We start from the raw sequence: 16,655 nt of genomic DNA, 5'->3' as shown, positions 1-16,655 counted from the left end.
GAATGCCATCTTACTGCGGCCAGATCGCCTGCAGCACGGCCGCCAGGTGATAGCCGCCCTCGATCAGCTGCTGCTTCGCCAGCGCCGAGCTGGGCACCGGATAATTATCGGGCACCGTCAAGGTCCAGACGTTGTAGACCTCGCCCTTGCGGCTGGTCTGCTGCGTGGCAGGGCCAGCCACCACGTCCGTGAAAGCAATCTTTGACGCCGCCAGCGAGGCATCGGCCCACTGATACGGCCAGGTGGCGGGGTCGCCGCTATTCGCGCTCACCACAGGCGCGCTGGCGATCACCGTGCGGGCGAACTGCTGCGGCGTGCGCGTGCTCAGGCGGCGCATGGCATAGTCGACCACGGTCGTGTCCCAGTACGAATGCAGGGGCTTGGTGGGCGACTTCGGATACGCGCTGGCTGGCTTGGCCGTGCCCTCTTCCGCCGGCAGCGGCGCGGGAATCACGGCATCGGACAGCGCCGTCATCTTCGCATCGTCGAGCAGCAAATCGTTGCCGCCGCGCGCATTGAAAATGGCGATGTCGTCGATCTGCGCCTGCGTGGCGGGCACAAAGAACTGGCCATCCTTGCCGAGAAACGCATTGCCAACATGCAGTGGCTGGTGGATATCGCCTACCAGGTGCGTGATCAGGATCAGGGCTTCGCGCTGGCTGAAGCCGTGCGGATTGCTGGCCGCGTCAGCCTTGCCTTGCAACACCAGGATCGCCTGCTTGAGCGTTTGCACGATATCGTCGTCGGCCGTGCCTACGCCATGGTCATGGTAGTGCGCGTTCTGGAACGGCACATTCGTGTAATGGTATTCGCCATGTTTCGGATTCGCCGCCACATAGCTCAGCATTTCCGGCGATTGCGGACCGCAATACGTGCCCTTCACGCAATCGGGCCAGTTGGCGATCTTTTCCAGGCTTTCGCCAGGCAACAGCAACTTGGCCACCTGTGCCTGGGCCGCGCTACCCTTGAGCAATTGATCGGCAATGGCGCCCACGGCGCGGTGGCCGTCATTACCCCACGCCAGCACATTGCCGGAAGCGAAAGCGGCACCCAGCGCCAGCACGCACAGTAATTTTTTCATGTTCACTCCTTGCCTTGCGGCGCGGCCTTGGCTGGTTTCGGATACTGCTTGTTGATGTCGATGGGCTGCGCATACGCCGAGCTCCACGTCTGCTCATGCAGCGCGGCAATGCGCTGCGCCATCTGTTCGTTGCGCAGCACCACTTCCAGGTTGCGCGACAAGTCGAAATAACCGCCCGCCCAGTTGCTCGTGCCGACCCAGGCCAGCTTGCCGTCGATGCTCATGGTCTTGCTGTGGATCACGCGCGCGAACGGGATAAAACCCGTCGACGCCGTGGGTATCGTCACGATGCGGATTTCCACGTTCGGCACCAGGGCCAGGCTTTTCAGGTAGGCGATGGCCGGCGCTTCCGTATTCCAGGCGGACACCATCAGCTTGATTTTCACGCCACGCTGGGCGGCTGCGCGCACGGCGTTGTCGATCACGGCGTAATACGGCCGCGTGCGGTTCGGGCCATAGGACAGCGGCGCATAGTCGAGCAGCTGGATGCGCACTTCGCTTTTCGCTTCCGCCAGCAAGGCGGGCAAGCCTGTTTCCGAGTCGCCCACGCCGGCCGGGTTGTAGGCATTCGGGCTGGCCAGCAGGAAAGCGTTTTGCGCGTAGTTGGCCGGCACGACCTTGCTGTTGAGCACCGTGGCGCGGCTGCCTTGCGACGTCAATGCCTGGGCCTGCCAATCCTGCTCGAAGATGGCTTGCACCTGGCTCACCATGGCCGGATCCGTGATCTTCAAGCCCGTCTCATGGATGTGCTCGAACGAGCGCCAGTCGAAATTCTGGCTGCCGATGTACGCCACCTGGCCATCGACGGCCAGGTATTTCGCATGCACGATGCCGTTGCCCGTGATTTTATTGAAGTCGATGAGGCGCAAGTCCAGGTTCGGAATCGCCTTGATCCGGGCAATGGTGGCCGCTTCCGACAGGCCCACGCCCTTCTGGTCCAGCAGGAAACGGATCTTCACGCCGCGCTGGCCGGCGGCCGTCAGGCTGGCCAGCACCTTTTCAAAAGCCGTGCCCGGCTTGCTGACGGCGTAGAACTGGGCGATGACGATTTCTTTCTTGGCCGAATCAAACAGCTCGCTCCACACGGCGACGGGTTCGCGCAGGTCGGGATTGGTCAAGCTCGTTTCCACGGGCGAAGTGTGCACCAGCTCAAAGCCGGGAATAGTGAAATCGGCGTGGGCCGTGCCCGCGAACAGGGTAGTGACGAGCAGGGAAACAAATAAACGACGCATGGTTTTTCCTTGTAAAGATTATTGGACGCGCACGATGCGGCCGGCCGCCGTGGCGCTGCCAGCCGGTTTGCCGACGCGCGCACGGTCGATCAGGTAATTGCTGAAGGCGTCGATGTCGCGCACGCCCGTGTCGAGCCGGCGCGTGCCGGCCGCCAGCACCGTGAAACGGTCGCCGCCGCCGGCCAGGAAACTGTTGGCGGCGACACGGTATTGTTGATTGTCTTCAAGAGGGCTGCCATTGAGCATGATGCTGCCCGGCAGCACGCGCTGGCCCTGCGGCCGCGTGCTGTCCCAGCGGTAACTAAAACCTTCGGACACTTGCAACAGGTTGCCCTCGCCTGCCTCTTCGCCCGGCCATTGCTGCTCGAGCAAGGTACGGATTTGCGCGCCGGAAAGACTCACGACGATCAGGGTATTGCCGAACGGTACCACGGCCTGGTTCTGGCCCGCGTTCGTCATCAGGTCGGCACCCGCTTCCAGGTCCTTGCGGATGCCGCCATTGTTCATCAGGCCGATTTGCGCACCGGCAGCGCGCGCGCCGAACAGGGTGCTGTCGGCCACCAGGTCGCCCAGCGGGGAAGCGCCGCCGCCCTTGGTGCTGCGGCCCACGTTCGGCACGGCGATACTGGCCACGGGACGCGACAATTCAGCCGCACTGCGCTGCTTGACCGATTCCAGGTAGGCTGCCACGGCCGGGTCCGGCTCATACATGCCTGGCAGCATGACGACGTTTTGCGCGCTGGCATCGATCACCGCATTCTTGACGGGATCGACCTTGAGCTTGATGCGCGTCAGCATGTGTCCGCCCATCTGCGCCTGGGTCACCAGGCGGCCATCGACACGGCACAGATAACCCTGGTGCGAATGGCCGCTGATGACCAGCTGAATCGCCGGGTCGAGACGTTTCACGACATCCACCACTTCGCCCTTCAGGTGGCTGCAGTCGGGCCGGTCGACGGCTTCCTTGGTCTCGCCGCCCTGGTGCAGCAGCACCACGAACACGCCCACGCCCTGCGCCCGCAGTTGCGGCAAGGTGGCGTTGATGGCATCCGCTTCATCGCCGAACTGCAGGCCGGCAATGCCGGCGGCCGTCACCACGGACGGCGTATCCTTCAGCACGGCGCCGATCAGGCCCACCTTGACGCCATGCGCCTCTTCGATGCGGTAGGCGGGCAGCAGGGGCTTGCCCGTTTGCGTGTCGATGACATTGGCCGCCATATAGGTGTAGCTGGCGCCCTTGAAGTCGGGCGTGAATTTGCACGCCTTGTCGGCGCGCGATGATTCACAGCCGCCGCGCTGCTGGCGCAGCAATTCCGCCTTGCCCTGGTCAAATTCATGGTTGCCGACGGAACTGGCCTTCATGCCCAGCATGTTCATGGCGACGATGCTCGGCTCGTCCGCCCACAGCGCCGACATGGCGGGACTGGCGCCGACCAGGTCGCCATTGCCGACAAAGATCAGCTGCGCATCTTCGCGCCGCCACGCCGTCAATGCGCCGGACAAGGTATCGATGCCGCCGGCCTGCACCGTCTTGCGCTCGGCATCGGCGACGCTCGTGTAGGTAAATTTGCTGCGGTCGAGATTGCCGTGAAAATCGTTCAGGGCGACCAGGTTGATATCGACGGGCGCCACGGGATGGGTGGCGCAACCGGTCATGGCGGCGGCGATGGCCACCGCGATCAGGGATAAGGGCAGTGTTTTCATAGGCTTCGCAGCATAGCGCAACGGCCGGGGTACGGCATTGCGCAAACGGGTTAAACAAGGTCCGGCTGCACAACGCCGCCAGAAAAGAAAAACGGGCCCTGAGGCCCGTTGCAACACATCGCGCGCAGCCTGGCCTGCAGGCTGCGCGTCAGCGTCGATTAGATATCGATCGACAGGGTGACCGATACGAAGCGTGGTGCGCCCAGGTAGTAACGCTGGGTATCAACCGACGTCGTCACGCCAGCGATAGGCTGGGTGTTCTTGACGGTGGTCGAGGACGGATTGCGGTACTGCTTGTCCGTGATGTTGCTCAGGTTAAATGTCAGCTTGGGACGCTTGATGTAACCGAAGTTGGCAAAGGTGTAGCCGCCATCGATACCGAAGGTGGTGTAGCCTGGTGCCGTTTCATCATTGACCATCGATGCTTGCTGCTGGCCGGTGGCGCGCGCTTTCACGCGGGTCCAGAACGAACCATTCTGGTACTCGATCGACAGGCCGGCTTTCTTCTTCGGCGTGTTGATCATTTCCTTGCCAGCAGTCGGCAGGTACACATTCGTCGCGGACAGCATGTCGTCCTTGATTTTGCTGTTATTGAAACCCAGCGAACCGTACATTGCCCAGCCATTGATCGGCGTATTGCCGATTTCAAATTCCAGACCCTTGTTGCTGACGCGGCCCACGTTGGTGTAGCTACTCGACTGCGTGATTGGATCGAAGGTGGTTGCCTGGCGATCCTTGAAGTCGACGAAGAACGCCGTCACCGAAGCGATGAACTTGTCATCCTGGTGGCGATAGCCGATATCGGTATTCCACGACGATTCTTGTTTCACATCACCAACAAAGTTGGCAACGCCATTGACCACTTTTACGCTGGTACCGATGTTGCCGAACACGAAGTTAGGTGGTGCTTTGACGTTCTTGGCGACCGAAATGAACAATTGATCGTCGTTGGTGATGCGGTAACGGGCACCCAGTTGCGGCAGCAGGGTGTTGTATTTCTTGATCAGGTTGTACGGCTTGACGTTGTTGTTTTCGTCGCCGTAGTTGGTGAAGTCACGCTTCACGTTCGGGCTACGTACGCCGATATTGATCTTCAGCTTGTCATCGTTCAGGCTGATCGTATCTTGCAGGAAGAACTGATAAGCGGTCGAAATCGACATCCAGTTACGGCTTTGCGCTGGCGTGCCATCCGGACGCAGGATCTGGCCGTTTTGCAGCCAAGGATCTTGCGAGATACCATCATTGCTCAATGCCAGCATCGGGCCCGTTTGCTGATGGCGAGCGCGCTCGTACCAGAAGCCACCGAGCACATCATGGTTACCGGACGACCAGTTCAACGACGCGGTCACGCCTGGACGGAAGGTCTTGGTGACGCTGGCGTTAGCGACCAGGACGGTGTCGAGGGTGTCGCCGTCGCCGTTCAAGTCCACGGTGCCATTACGCATGCCAGTGGCTGCGTCATAGAAAGCTTTTTCCGACTGGGCGCGCTGTTGCACGCCGCCATTACCATAGCCGTACCAGATGTATGGCAGTACTTTCAAGTCCAGGTTCTCGTTCAGGCGGAACTTGGCCGTTGCCGATGCGATGGCATTCTTGAACGGGTTGATGCCCAGCTTGTAGAAGGCTGGCGACTGCGTGGTTTCCACTTGGGCAGTGCCTTTGACCGGCTTCAGATGGCCTTTGAAGGTATCGGCATAGTCGAAGTTATAACCGTTCTTGTTGATTTCAGCCAAGGTCAGGTTATTGATGTTGTTGTTCATCGCCTCGTTGTACAGCAAGGTGGCGTGAATATAGTTGAAACGATCCCAGTCGTAGTTGATGCCGGCATCGATATGGTCGCGCTTGGCGCCGCCCTTGCCTTTCCATTTGTCGGCTTCCGCATGCGAAGCGGACACGAACATCTTGGTGCGCTTGTCCGAGAACAGGCCGGTGTCGACGCGCACGAAGGTTTTCTTCATGTTCAGTTGACCGATGGTCTGCATCATGCGCAGGCGGTGCTTGTCTTCAGGATTGCAGGTGTTGATACCGAAGTTGCCGCCGGTGGCGCCCACTTGTGGCGAATCGGCATCGGTCGAACCCTGGGTCACGGTTTGCGAGCAGGTATTTTCCTGGTCAACATATTCTTGTGGGTAGATGGCAAAACTACCGGAGTCATTCACCGGCACGCCATTGATCGTGGCGCCGATCTGGTCGGAGTTAAAGCCGCGCAGTGTCAGGCCGCCGCCGAACAGGCCAGTTGCATCGTAGTTGTAGCTATTAACAGCTGGCAACATCTCCAGGGCTTCGTACGCATTGCCCGTTGGACGTTGCTTTTCCAGTTCTTCTGCCGTAATCGTGCTGCGTGCCTTTGGAGCATCTTCCGTCACCATCAGGCCCATACCGGTTTTTTTCGCGGTAATGACCACTTTTGCGGCTTCGCCGTCGGTTTGCGCATGCGCAGTAGAGATGCCGAAGCAAGCCAGTTGGCATGCCACTGCGATCATACTTAGTCGCAATTTTGGTTGTTGAATGAACTGCATTTGAACCCCCTAGAGTGTGTTGTAACTTACAAGATTTTGACTTGCTTATATTGTGGTGAAACACGGAAACTATCCAACTAGACACGGCAGTATAAAGATCGAATATTTCAAATCCATTACACGGATATGACCGCAATGTGACAGGAGCCGCTAGACATCCTGAATTGTCACAAAAGCGATATCAAAAATGACTTATTCAATTCTTCGCCGTCCAACTATGCATTAAGGTCTGTAGGCTGACAAATACGTTTTTTTTTAGTAATTTATATATAAAAAATATAAATCACCGCTGGAAGCCGCATTTTTTGTATCAACCGAGCAAGCTCACCTCATCGGGGCGAAATTATAGATGAGCGGCAAGACTTGGAAATTGTTTCAGAAAATAATTGCAAGAAAGCACTACTAGCGCATCATTTTTTGTCGTAAAGGCACAACAAAAAGGATAAAAGGAGGGTTTTGTAACTATGAAGAACAGGAGGTTACGCGACCGCTAGTCGCGGTCGCGTGGCAAGGAAGAGAGGTGAAATACTTTTACGGTTTTACAACAGTTGCTTTGCGATCACTATTTGCGATCAAGGCTTCGAAACGGGTGAAACGGGCATCGAGCGCTTTCAGCAAACGTTGCTTGTCCGCTTCCGCCAAGAAGGAATAGCGCAGGCTGTTGTAGGACAGCTTTTTGATTTCCGCATAATCCGTCTTGTACTGGCTGGCAAACAGCACGTATTCATTCGACAAGGTATTGCGCGATACGCCCGCGTCATCGGTAGAAATCACGAATGGCACGCCATATTTGCGGTACAGGGTGATCGGATGCGCCTGGCCCTTGATACCGAGAATGTAATCGTTGCTGGTCAGGTTCACTTCCACGGGAATGTTACGCTCGCGCATTTTCTGCATGGTTGCCAGCGCATTGTTTTCGTACGCGATATCCATGCCGTGACCGATACGGTCGGCGCCTGCCACATCGACGGCTTCGGCGATATGGAAAGTCATGCCTTCCGGCGGCACCATGCCCAGCGCCAGCTCGCCGGCGTGCAGTGCGATCTTGACGTTTGGATACTTTGCCTTGAGGAACTTGAACATTTCCATGTGCAGGCTGTAATCGCGCATCGACACGTTCACGCTTTCCTGGCCCACGATGTTCACGCCCACCAGCAGCGGATTCAGGCTCGCTGCCTTGAACGCGGCCACCATGGACGAGAACACTTGCGATGGCGACAGGAAACGCAGCACATACGCCTGGTAACGCATGGTGAAGTTCGCATCGTCGATGCCGGCGCTGCTGGCGTTGACGTTGTCGTTATAGGCAGTGATGCTTTTCTGGAAGCTGGCATCCTGCTCCAGGCTGCCTGTCCAGTTGGCCAGCACGGCTTGCAATGCTGCCGGCTGCAAGCCGGGCGCCAGCACCTGCTGGTCGAACTGCGCATTCTGCACGAATGGCGACAGTTCGAAAATCGTCTCGATGTAGCTGAGGTTTTCCGCGATGGCGCGCTGCTTCAGGGTTTTCAAGCCGTCAGCCGTGTTGCTCGACGCCACGGGACCGAAATAGCCGAAGGTATCAAAAAAGGTACGGTCAGGCGGCGTCTGGATGGCGCCGTGATTATAGAAATCCTTGGTCGACCAGCGCTGCAGCAATTCCGCATACAGGCCCGCATCGGCAAACACTTCCGTGGATGACAGGCATCCACGCTGCGCGGCCGGCTTGGCGCGCTCGGCTGCCACAACGTCCTTGTTGCTTTCGATGCGGTACGTCGTCTTGTTGACGCAATAGTTTTCCTTGTCGATCCAGTCGAGGAATTGCTCGGCGTAAATGGCGCCCGAGTAATGGTGATGCAGATCACCGCCCTTGGGCATCATGGAAAAGAACAGGCTCAACTCGGCTGTCTTCGGCTGCGCACCGGCAACCAGGGCGGCAAAATGGCGCGCGGTGGCCGCTTCGTTGGAAGACGGGGTGGCCTGCGCCTTGGCGGCCTGCGCCGTTCCAGTCAATGCCAGCGCGGCGCCAAGCGCCAGGCCAGTGAGTTTCTTGTGCATTCGCGTTCTCGCTCAGGATAATTCGTGTTGAACAACGGGTAGGTCAGCCCTGCCCCCGCACATGCACGCATTGCCCGCCTGAATAGGTGGCGGCCACGGCGCGGTCGTCGCCCAGCAGCGCAAAGGCAAACAGCAATTCCTCCAGGCTTTGACAGCCGGCCGTGCGGCGTTCGAGCAACGGCGTCGATTGCTTGTCGAGCACAATAAAATCCGCTTCCGTGCCTGCCGTAAAATTGCCGAGGGTGCCTTCCAGCTGCATGGCGCGCGCGGCGCCCAAGGTCGCCAGGTAAAACATGCGCAAGGCGGGCAGATAGCTGCCTTTCAAGCGTGCTACTTTATAGGCTTCGTTCATGGTTTGCAACATCGAGAACGAGGTGCCGCCGCCCACATCGGTCGCCAGCGACAGCAGCACTTTCGCCGCATCGGCCCGCTCGAAATCGAACAGGCCGCTACCGAGGAACAGGTTTGACGTAGGACAAATGGCGGCCGCCGACGACGTTTCCGCCATGCGTGCGCGGTCGCGCTCGTCGAGCCAGATGCAGTGGCCAAACATGGCGCGCGGGCGCAGCATGCCGTACTGGTCATACACATCGAGGTAGCTGCGCGCCTGCGGATGCAGTTCGCGCACCCAGCGGCATTCATCCTCGTTTTCCGATACGTGGGTCTGCAAATACGTATCCGGATAGGCGCGCGCCAGTTCGCCCGCCAGGTGCATCTGCTCATTCGTGGACGTCGGCACGAAACGGGGCGTGATCGCATACAGCGAGCGGCCGTGCTTGTGCCAGCGCCGGATCAGCTCTTCGCTTTCGCGTGCGCCGGACTCGGCCGTGTCGCGCAGGAACTCGGGGCAGTTGCGGTCCATCATGACCTTGCCCGCCACCATGCGCAAGCCGCGCGCATCGCTGGCGCCAAAGAAGGCATCGACCGATTGCGGATGCACGCTGCCATACACCATGGCCGTGGTGGTGCCGCAGCGCAGCAGTTCATCGAGGAAAAACTCGGCCACGTTGCGCGCGTGCTCGGGATTCTCAAACGCCCGCTCGGTAGGGAAGGTGTACGTCTCCAGCCATGGCAGCAAACCCGGGGCAGGCGAGGCGATCATTTCCGTCTGCGGAAAATGCAGATGCGTGTCGATAAAGCCGGGCACGATCAGCTTGCCGCGGTAATCGACGATCTCGGTACCTGGCGGCAAAGTCGGTTGCAGCGATGCATAATCGCCAGCGGCCACGACCTTGCCGTCGGCCACGATCAGCAAGCCGTCCGCATGCCAGGCGTGCGCCTCCTCGGTGAAAGCGGGATCGGCGTGAAAGTGCAGCAAGCTGGCACTGTAAGCTTGCAATGTGGCAGGAACTATCGGCATGACTTCTTTCTATAACGGGTGAATGGCGGCGCGTTTCTCGCGTCGCGGTGGCGCACTGGCAGTAGCCAGCCGCAGCGGTGCGGCCAGGGCGGCCGCGGCCGCTTCCTCCCACACCATGAGTAGTTGACAGGCAACGGAAGCGGCGATCACGGCCGGCGCCTTGTTGCGGATGCCGGGCATGCCGATCGGACAGACCATGGCGGCAATGCGTTCGTCCGGTACGCCGCGCGCCTGCAGGCGGTGCTCGAATTGCTTGCGTTTCGTGTGCGAACCGATCAAGCCGAACCAGCCGACGTCCATGCGCGCCATGATCGCTTCAGTCAAGCGTTGATCGAGCGCATGGCTGTGCGTCATGACGAGAAAACTGCCGCCCGGCGGCGCCATGGCGACAAATTCCTCGGGCGTGTCGGTGGCGGCGATGCGCACGTTATCCGGCATTTGCAGGGGAAACATGTCTTCGCGCTCATCAACCCAGGTGATATTGCAGGGTAAATCAGCCAGCGCGCGCACGATGGCGGCACCCACGTGACCGGCGCCAAACAAGGTCAGGTGCGCGCGCGGCGCCAGGCAGGGGTCGACCAGCCAGCGCCGCCCCTTGCCATCCTGAGCGACATGGGTACTGCGTTCGCGCGCGAACGTATTGGGTGCCTGGCCTGGTGCGCCGGCAATCAGTTTACCGGCAGCATCGAACAGGGCCGACGCGGCATCGCCGTCAAGCGCCGTGACTTTCCAGCTGTCATGCTGGCGCCGTTCGCGCAAGGCGGCCAGCAATTCGTTCAAGCTGGCATCGACATACTCGAACGCCAGGTGGACGACGCCACCGCAGCATTGTCCCAGGCTGGGGCCGAGCGCAAAACGCTCGAGCCGCGCATGGGTCTCTGCCGTGGCCAGCATGGTCTTGGCGATTTCCACGGCGCGCAATTCCAGGTGGCCGCCACCGATGGTGTCCGCCTGGCCTTCAAGGGTGACGCGCATCTTCGCGCCCGCCTCGCGCGGCCCCGAGCCTTCCACCAGGGCGACCGTCACCAGCACGGATGCCTGCGTGTCATTCTCGATTGCTGTCAGCCAGTCGCTCATCCTCTGCTCCTAGGCGCCGGCATGCGCCGCTTGCACGGCCATGACCGCCTTGAGGATTTCCTCGCTGGTAGCGGGGGCATTCAGCGGTGGCTGCACGGCGTGATGGCCCACGCTGGAAATGGCGTCGCGAATGGCGAAGAAGACGGAGAACGGCAGCAGCAACGGCGGTTCGCCCACGGCTTTCGAGCGGTGAATGCTGTCTTCCACATTGCGGTTCTGGAACAGCTTGACGCGAAAATCTTCGGGGCAATCCGAAATGCCGGGAATTTTGTATGTCGATGGCGCGTGCGTCATCAGCTTGCCCGCCGCGTTCCACCACAGCTGCTCCGTCGTCAGCCAACCCATGCCCTGGATAAATGCGCCTTCCACCTGACCCAGATCAATCGCGGGATTCAATGACTGGCCAGCATCGTACAAGGCGTCCGCACGCAGCAGCTTCCATTCCCCCGTCAAGGTATCGACCACCACTTCAGCCACTGCCGCGCCATACGCATAGTAGGAAAAAGGATGGCCCGTCATCGTCTTCGCATCCCACGACAGGCCAGGCGTGGCATAAAAGCCGTCCGACCACAGTTGCACCCGGGCCAGATAAGCCTTCTGCACCAGCTCGGCAAACGCGACGACATGGCCATGCACGTGGATATGGTTATTGAAGAAGCGCACTGCAGCAACGTCGCCGCCGTACAGTTTGACCGCGTAATCGGCCAGGCGTTCACGGATCTGCCGCGCCGCATCCTGCGCCGCCTTGCCATTCAGGTCGGCGCCGGTGGACGCCGCCGTGGCCGACGTGTTCGCCACCTTGCTGGTATCCGTGGCCGTGGCCCGTACGCGCTCCAGGTCCAGCCCCAGTTCGTGGGCCACCACTTGCATCACCTTGGTATTGATACCCTGTCCCATTTCCGTGCCGCCATGGTTGACCAGTACGGAGCCATCCACATACACATGGACCAAGGCACCGGCCTGGTTCAGATGCGTGACGTTGAAGGCGATGCCGAATTTCAGCGGCGTGAACGCGAGGCCCTTCTTCAGGATCGGGCTGGCCTCGTTGAAGGCGTCGATGGCGCGGCGGCGCGCGCGGTAGTCGCTGCTCTCCTCTAGCTCAGCGACGAGATCGTGGATGACGTTGTCGACGATGGTCTGCCCATACGGCGTGACATTGCGCCCCTCGGCATCGTTGCGCCCATAGAAATTGAGCAGGCGGATATCGAGCGCATCGCGTTGCAAATGGCGGGCGATTTCATCGATCACATACTCGATGGCAATGGCGCCCTGCGGCCCGCCAAAGCCCCGGAAAGCCGTGTTCGACTGGGTATTCGTCTTGCCGCAGGCGGCGCGGATATCCACGTCGGACAGGTAATATGTGTTGTCGAAGTGGCAGACGGCGCGCGTGGCGACGGGGCCGGACAAGTCCGCCGAGTAACCGGCGCGCGTGGTCATATCGACCTTGGCGGCAAGTATCCTGCCCTCATCGTCGTAGCCCACTTCGTATTCATAGTAGAAACAGTGGCGCTTGCCCGTCACCAGCATGTCGTCATCGCGGTCGGCGCGCAATTTCACGGGTCGCTTCAGTTTGGCCGCCGCAATCGATGCTGCCGCCGCCCACAGGGCCGACTGCGATTCCTTGCCGCCAAAACCGCCGCCCATGCGCCGGCATTCGACGGTGATGTTGTGCGAATGCACGCCCAGCGCATGCGCCACCACGTGCTGCATCTCGCTCGGATGCTGGGTCGAACACAGCACCAGCATGCCTTGCGCTTCCTTCGGGATGGCGTAGGAAATCTGTCCTTCCAGATAAAACTGTTCCTGGCCACCTACATACAGCTGGCCCTTGACCACATGCGGCGCCTTCTCGAACGCCGCCTGATAATCGCCGCGTGTCAGCTGCATCGGCGGCAGCACGTATGATTGCGCGGCCTTGGCCGCTTGCGGCGTCATGATCGCGGGCAATTCCTCGTACGATACCTGTGCCAGGCGGGCGGCGCGGCGCGCATGGTCGTGCGTATCGGCCACCACGATGAAGATGGGCTGGCCCACGTATTGCACCAGTTCCGCAGCCAGGATGGGATCGTCATGGATGATCGGGCCGCAGTCATTGGTGCCGGGAATGTCCTGCGCCGTGTAGACGGCGGCGACACCGTTCGCACTGCGCACGGCCGACAAATCCATGGCCGTGATGCGTGCATGGGGCTTTTGCGACAGGCCCAGCGCCGCGTGCAAGGTACCTTGCAACTCGGCGATATCGTCCGTGTATGTGGCTTGCCCCAGCACATGCAATTGCGCCGATTCATGCGGCCTGGGCTTGCCCACGGCGGCCCAGGCGGCCGCTTGCAGTTCGGGCGTGGCAGGATGGTTCATGCTGGTCCTTTCAGGCGCGGCAAGCGTAGGCGTTGACGGCAGTGCGCAACAGCGGCGCACCGGGGCGTGTTTCCAGCCAGAAGCGGCGCAACAGGTTTTGCGCCGTCGTCATGCGGTAAGTATTCGACGCGCGCATGTCCGACAGGGGCGCGTAATCGTCGGCCAGCAAGCGCATGGCGATGACGAGATTGTCTTCCATCCATGCTTGTCCGCGCAAAAACGCTTCCGTTTGCGCGGCGCGCTGCGGCGTGGCCGCCATGCCGCCAAAGGCGATGCGCGCATCGACGATGCGCTCACCGTCGAGCTCAAAAGCAAACGCGGCGCACACGGCCGAAATATCCTGGTCGAAGCGTTTCGCCAGTTTATAGGTGCGAAATTGCACACCGGCACGCGGCAAGGGCACGCGCACGGCTTCGACGAATTCGCCTGGCTGCATATCTTTCTTTTGATAAGCCAGATAGAAGTTTTCCAGCGGCATGATCCGCTGGCCGCCTGGGCCGCGCAGCACGATCTCGCTGCCCAGCGCAATCAGCCACGGCATCGAGTCGCCGATGGGGGAACCATTGGCCACATTGCCGCCCAGCGTACCGGCGTTACGGATCGGCAAGGAAGCAAAGCGTTGCCATAGTTCCGACAATTCCTGCGGATAATGCCCGCACAGGGCCGCATAGGCATCGTTGAGGCTGGCGCCGGCGCCGATGTGCAACTTGCCATCGTCCACGGCGATGGTTTTCAGCGCAGCGACGTTGCCCAAATAAATGATGTCGCCCAGGTCGCGCAATTGCTTGGTCACCCACAAGCCCACGTCGGTGGAACCGGCCAGCAGGCAGGCTTGCGGCTTTGCCGCGCGCAGTGCCACCAGTTCATCGATGCTGCGCGGCGCGTGAAATTGCTGGCCGCCATGTTCATACGTAGTCAGGCTGCTGCGCTGCAACGCCTGCAATTGCTGCGCCACGGCATCGCGATCGAACGTGACGTGCGGCAAGTCGCCCATGCGTCTGGCTGCATCGATGATGGGCCGGTAGCCCGTGCAGCGGCACAGATTGCCCGACAGGGTATCGTCGATTTCGCCGCGCGTGGGTGTCTCGCCGTTTTTTTTCAGATACATGCCCCACAAGGACATGACAAAACCGGGCGTGCAAAAACCGCACTGGGAACCGTGACACTCGACCATCGCCTGCTGCACCGGGTGCAGGGCGCCGTCGGGCTGTTGCAAGTCTTCCACGGAAAACAGGGCCTTGCCATCGAGTGTAGGCGTGAGCTGGATGCAGGCGTTGACGGCCTTCATCTCGATTTGCCCATCCACCAGGCTGCCGATGACGACGGTGCAGGCGCCGCAATCGCCTTCGGCGCAGCCTTCCTTGGTGCCCGTGCAATGCAAATCCTCGCGCAGGTGCTGCAACACAGTCTGCGTAGGGGCGGCGTTGCGTACTTCCTGTACGGCACCACGGTAGTAAAAGCGGATCGGTTCTGACATGCTGGCCTCGGTATAGTCCCAGTATAGGAGATTAACACCGGCATATGGGACAACTATATGCAAAGACTGATTTTACTTATCATCCAATTTCAATACCTATCAACCGGTACAGGGATGCGTCGCGTGCCAATGTTCGGCAATATCGATGCGGCGCGTGATCCACACATGCTCATGGCCCTGCACATAGTCGAGAAAGCGCGCCAGGGCGGCCGCGCGGCCAGGCCGTCCTACCAGGCGGCAATGCAAGCCCACCGACAGCATCTTCGGCTGATTCAAGCCATTCGGATCGCCTTCCGCATACAGCACATCGAAGGCATCCTTCAAATAATCAAAAAACTGCGTGCCCGAATTAAAGCCCTGCATGGCGGCAAAGCGCATGTCGTTCGTGTCCAGTGTATAAGGCACGATCAGTTGCGGCTGCACGGCAGGCATGCCGGAGGCATCCGTGTACGCTACCTTGTCCCAGAATGGCAGATCATCGCCGTAATAATCGGCGTCGTAGCGGAAACCGCCATGCTCGACCACCAGTTTGCGCGTATTCGGAGAATCGCGCCCCGTGTACCAGCCTTGCGGGGCCGAACCCGTCAATTCGCGGATGATCTGCACGGCTTCGCGCATGTGTTCGCGTTCCGTTGCCTCGTCCATGTTTTGATAGGAAATCCAGCGCAAGCCATGACAGGCGATTTCATGCCCCAGTTCCTGAAAGGCGGCCACCGCTTCCGGATTGCGCTTCAATGCCATCGAGACGCCGAATACGGTCAGCGGCAGGCGCCGCTCCTCGAACATGCGCAGCAGGCGCCACAACCCGGCGCGCGAGCCATATTCATAAATCGACTCCATGCTCAGGTGGCGCGCAGGAAAAGCGGCCGCCCCGATCATTTCCGACAAAAACGTTTCCGAGGCGGGATCGCCATGCAGCACGCTGTTTTCCGCCCCTTCCTCGTAATTGAGGACGAATTGCAGCGCGATGCGGGCCTTGCCCGGCCATTGCGGATGGGGTGGCGTGCGGCCATAGCCGATCAAGTCGCGTGGATAATGTTCGTAATTGTTCATGCGGAGGCGCGCCTATGGGAGGACAATGTTGGCTATATGCCCAATCATATAGCCCGGCGCAGTCACCGGTATATGATTTGCACGATAAGCACATTCACTCACCCTATATACAGGATAGCAAATGGGAAAACTCAGCACGCATGTACTCGATATCGCCCACGGCAGGCCGGGAGCCGGCGTCAAGGTGGCCCTGTTTTCAGTCGCGCAGGAAGGCAAAGTGTTATTGAAGATGGATATGACCAATAGCGATGGCCGCTGCAGCACGCCCTTGCTGGAAGGCGACAGCATGAAGGCGGGCCAGTATGAACTGGTCTTCAATGCAGGAGACTATTTCGCCGCCCAAGGCGTGGAACTGCCCTCCCCCCGCTTCATCGACCTGGTCACCCTGTCCTTCGGCATTGCGCATACAGACGAGAACTACCACGTGCCGCTGGTGGTATCGCCGTGGTCGTATTCGACTTATCGCGGGAGTTAAGCGACGTTAAGTAAAAAAGGCAGCGCGCAGCGCTGCCTTTTTTTTCGCCTGCTGAACCGAACCACCGGGGTCATACCCTCCACACCGCCAACGCCAGATTCGACGCCAACGCAGGAGGGGGTCTGACCCCAGCCTTTGCTGTTGGGTTGCCCCGTCAATGTCCAGACGAAAAAAAACCCCACCATTGCTGGCGGGGTTTTTCTCTACTGCAAATAACAAGCCTGACGATAACCTACTTTCACACTGGTTGCAGCACTATCATCGGCGCAAAGTTGTTTCACGGTCCTG

Annotated in this window: 11 protein-coding genes; 1 reads left to right on the top strand and 10 read right to left on the bottom strand. The window is 59.9% G+C overall.

Annotated features, from left to right (window positions below):
* Positions 1–10 precede the first annotated feature (10 nt).
* The 10 genes from IGS58_RS17660 to puuE form a co-directional block, all read right to left on the bottom strand.
* Positions 11–1,081, bottom strand: coding sequence for a S1/P1 nuclease (locus IGS58_RS17660; RefSeq protein ID WP_230522258.1), 1,071 nt, complete (start codon positions 1,079–1,081; stop codon positions 11–13).
* 2 nt (positions 1,082–1,083) lie between these two features.
* Positions 1,084–2,313, bottom strand: a complete 1,230-nt coding sequence (locus IGS58_RS17655; protein WP_070280858.1) for a phospholipase D-like domain-containing protein — start codon at positions 2,311–2,313, stop codon at positions 1,084–1,086.
* 18 nt (positions 2,314–2,331) lie between these two features.
* Entirely contained in the window at positions 2,332–4,017 is a 1,686-nt protein-coding gene (locus IGS58_RS17650) for a bifunctional metallophosphatase/5'-nucleotidase (RefSeq protein ID WP_230522257.1), read from the bottom strand.
* Between the two features lie 158 nt (positions 4,018–4,175).
* Positions 4,176–6,500, bottom strand: coding sequence for a TonB-dependent receptor (locus IGS58_RS17645; protein WP_230522256.1), 2,325 nt, complete (start codon positions 6,498–6,500; stop codon positions 4,176–4,178).
* Positions 6,501–7,067: 567 nt separating this feature from the next.
* A complete protein-coding gene (locus IGS58_RS17640) occupies positions 7,068–8,570 on the bottom strand; it encodes an adenosine deaminase family protein (RefSeq protein ID WP_230522255.1) in 1,503 nt (500 codons plus the stop codon).
* A 43-nt stretch (positions 8,571–8,613) separates the two neighbouring features.
* Positions 8,614–9,930, bottom strand: a complete 1,317-nt coding sequence (gene guaD, locus IGS58_RS17635; protein WP_230522254.1) for a guanine deaminase — start codon at positions 9,928–9,930, stop codon at positions 8,614–8,616.
* A gap of 9 nt (positions 9,931–9,939) precedes the next feature.
* Positions 9,940–11,007 carry a xanthine dehydrogenase accessory protein XdhC gene (xdhC, locus tag IGS58_RS17630; protein ID WP_230522253.1) on the bottom strand — a complete coding sequence of 356 codons (1,068 nt, stop codon included), beginning with the start codon at positions 11,005–11,007 and terminating at the stop codon, positions 9,940–9,942.
* Between the two features lie 9 nt (positions 11,008–11,016).
* Entirely contained in the window at positions 11,017–13,362 is a 2,346-nt protein-coding gene (gene xdhB / locus IGS58_RS17625; RefSeq protein WP_230522252.1) for a xanthine dehydrogenase molybdopterin binding subunit, read from the bottom strand.
* A gap of 10 nt (positions 13,363–13,372) precedes the next feature.
* The gene (gene xdhA / locus IGS58_RS17620) at positions 13,373–14,839 is read right to left on the bottom strand and encodes a xanthine dehydrogenase small subunit (protein WP_230522251.1); all 1,467 of its coding nucleotides are present in this window, start codon (positions 14,837–14,839) and stop codon (positions 13,373–13,375) included.
* Positions 14,840–14,938: 99 nt separating this feature from the next.
* The gene (gene puuE / locus IGS58_RS17615; RefSeq protein WP_070260185.1) at positions 14,939–15,892 is read right to left on the bottom strand and encodes an allantoinase PuuE; all 954 of its coding nucleotides are present in this window, start codon (positions 15,890–15,892) and stop codon (positions 14,939–14,941) included.
* A 121-nt stretch (positions 15,893–16,013) separates the two neighbouring features.
* Between puuE and uraH the strand changes: the two genes are divergently transcribed.
* Positions 16,014–16,367 (top strand): hydroxyisourate hydrolase, encoded by a 354-nt coding sequence (uraH, locus tag IGS58_RS17610; RefSeq protein ID WP_070260187.1) that lies wholly within the window; start codon positions 16,014–16,016, stop codon positions 16,365–16,367.
* The last annotated feature ends 288 nt before the right edge of the window (positions 16,368–16,655 follow it).

This window comes from Janthinobacterium sp. EB271-G4-7A (genome assembly GCF_020858075.1).
In the GTDB taxonomy this organism is placed as follows: Bacteria; Pseudomonadota; Gammaproteobacteria; order Burkholderiales; family Burkholderiaceae_D; genus Janthinobacterium; species Janthinobacterium lividum.
This window is presented reverse-complemented; position numbering and strand designations above follow the sequence as displayed.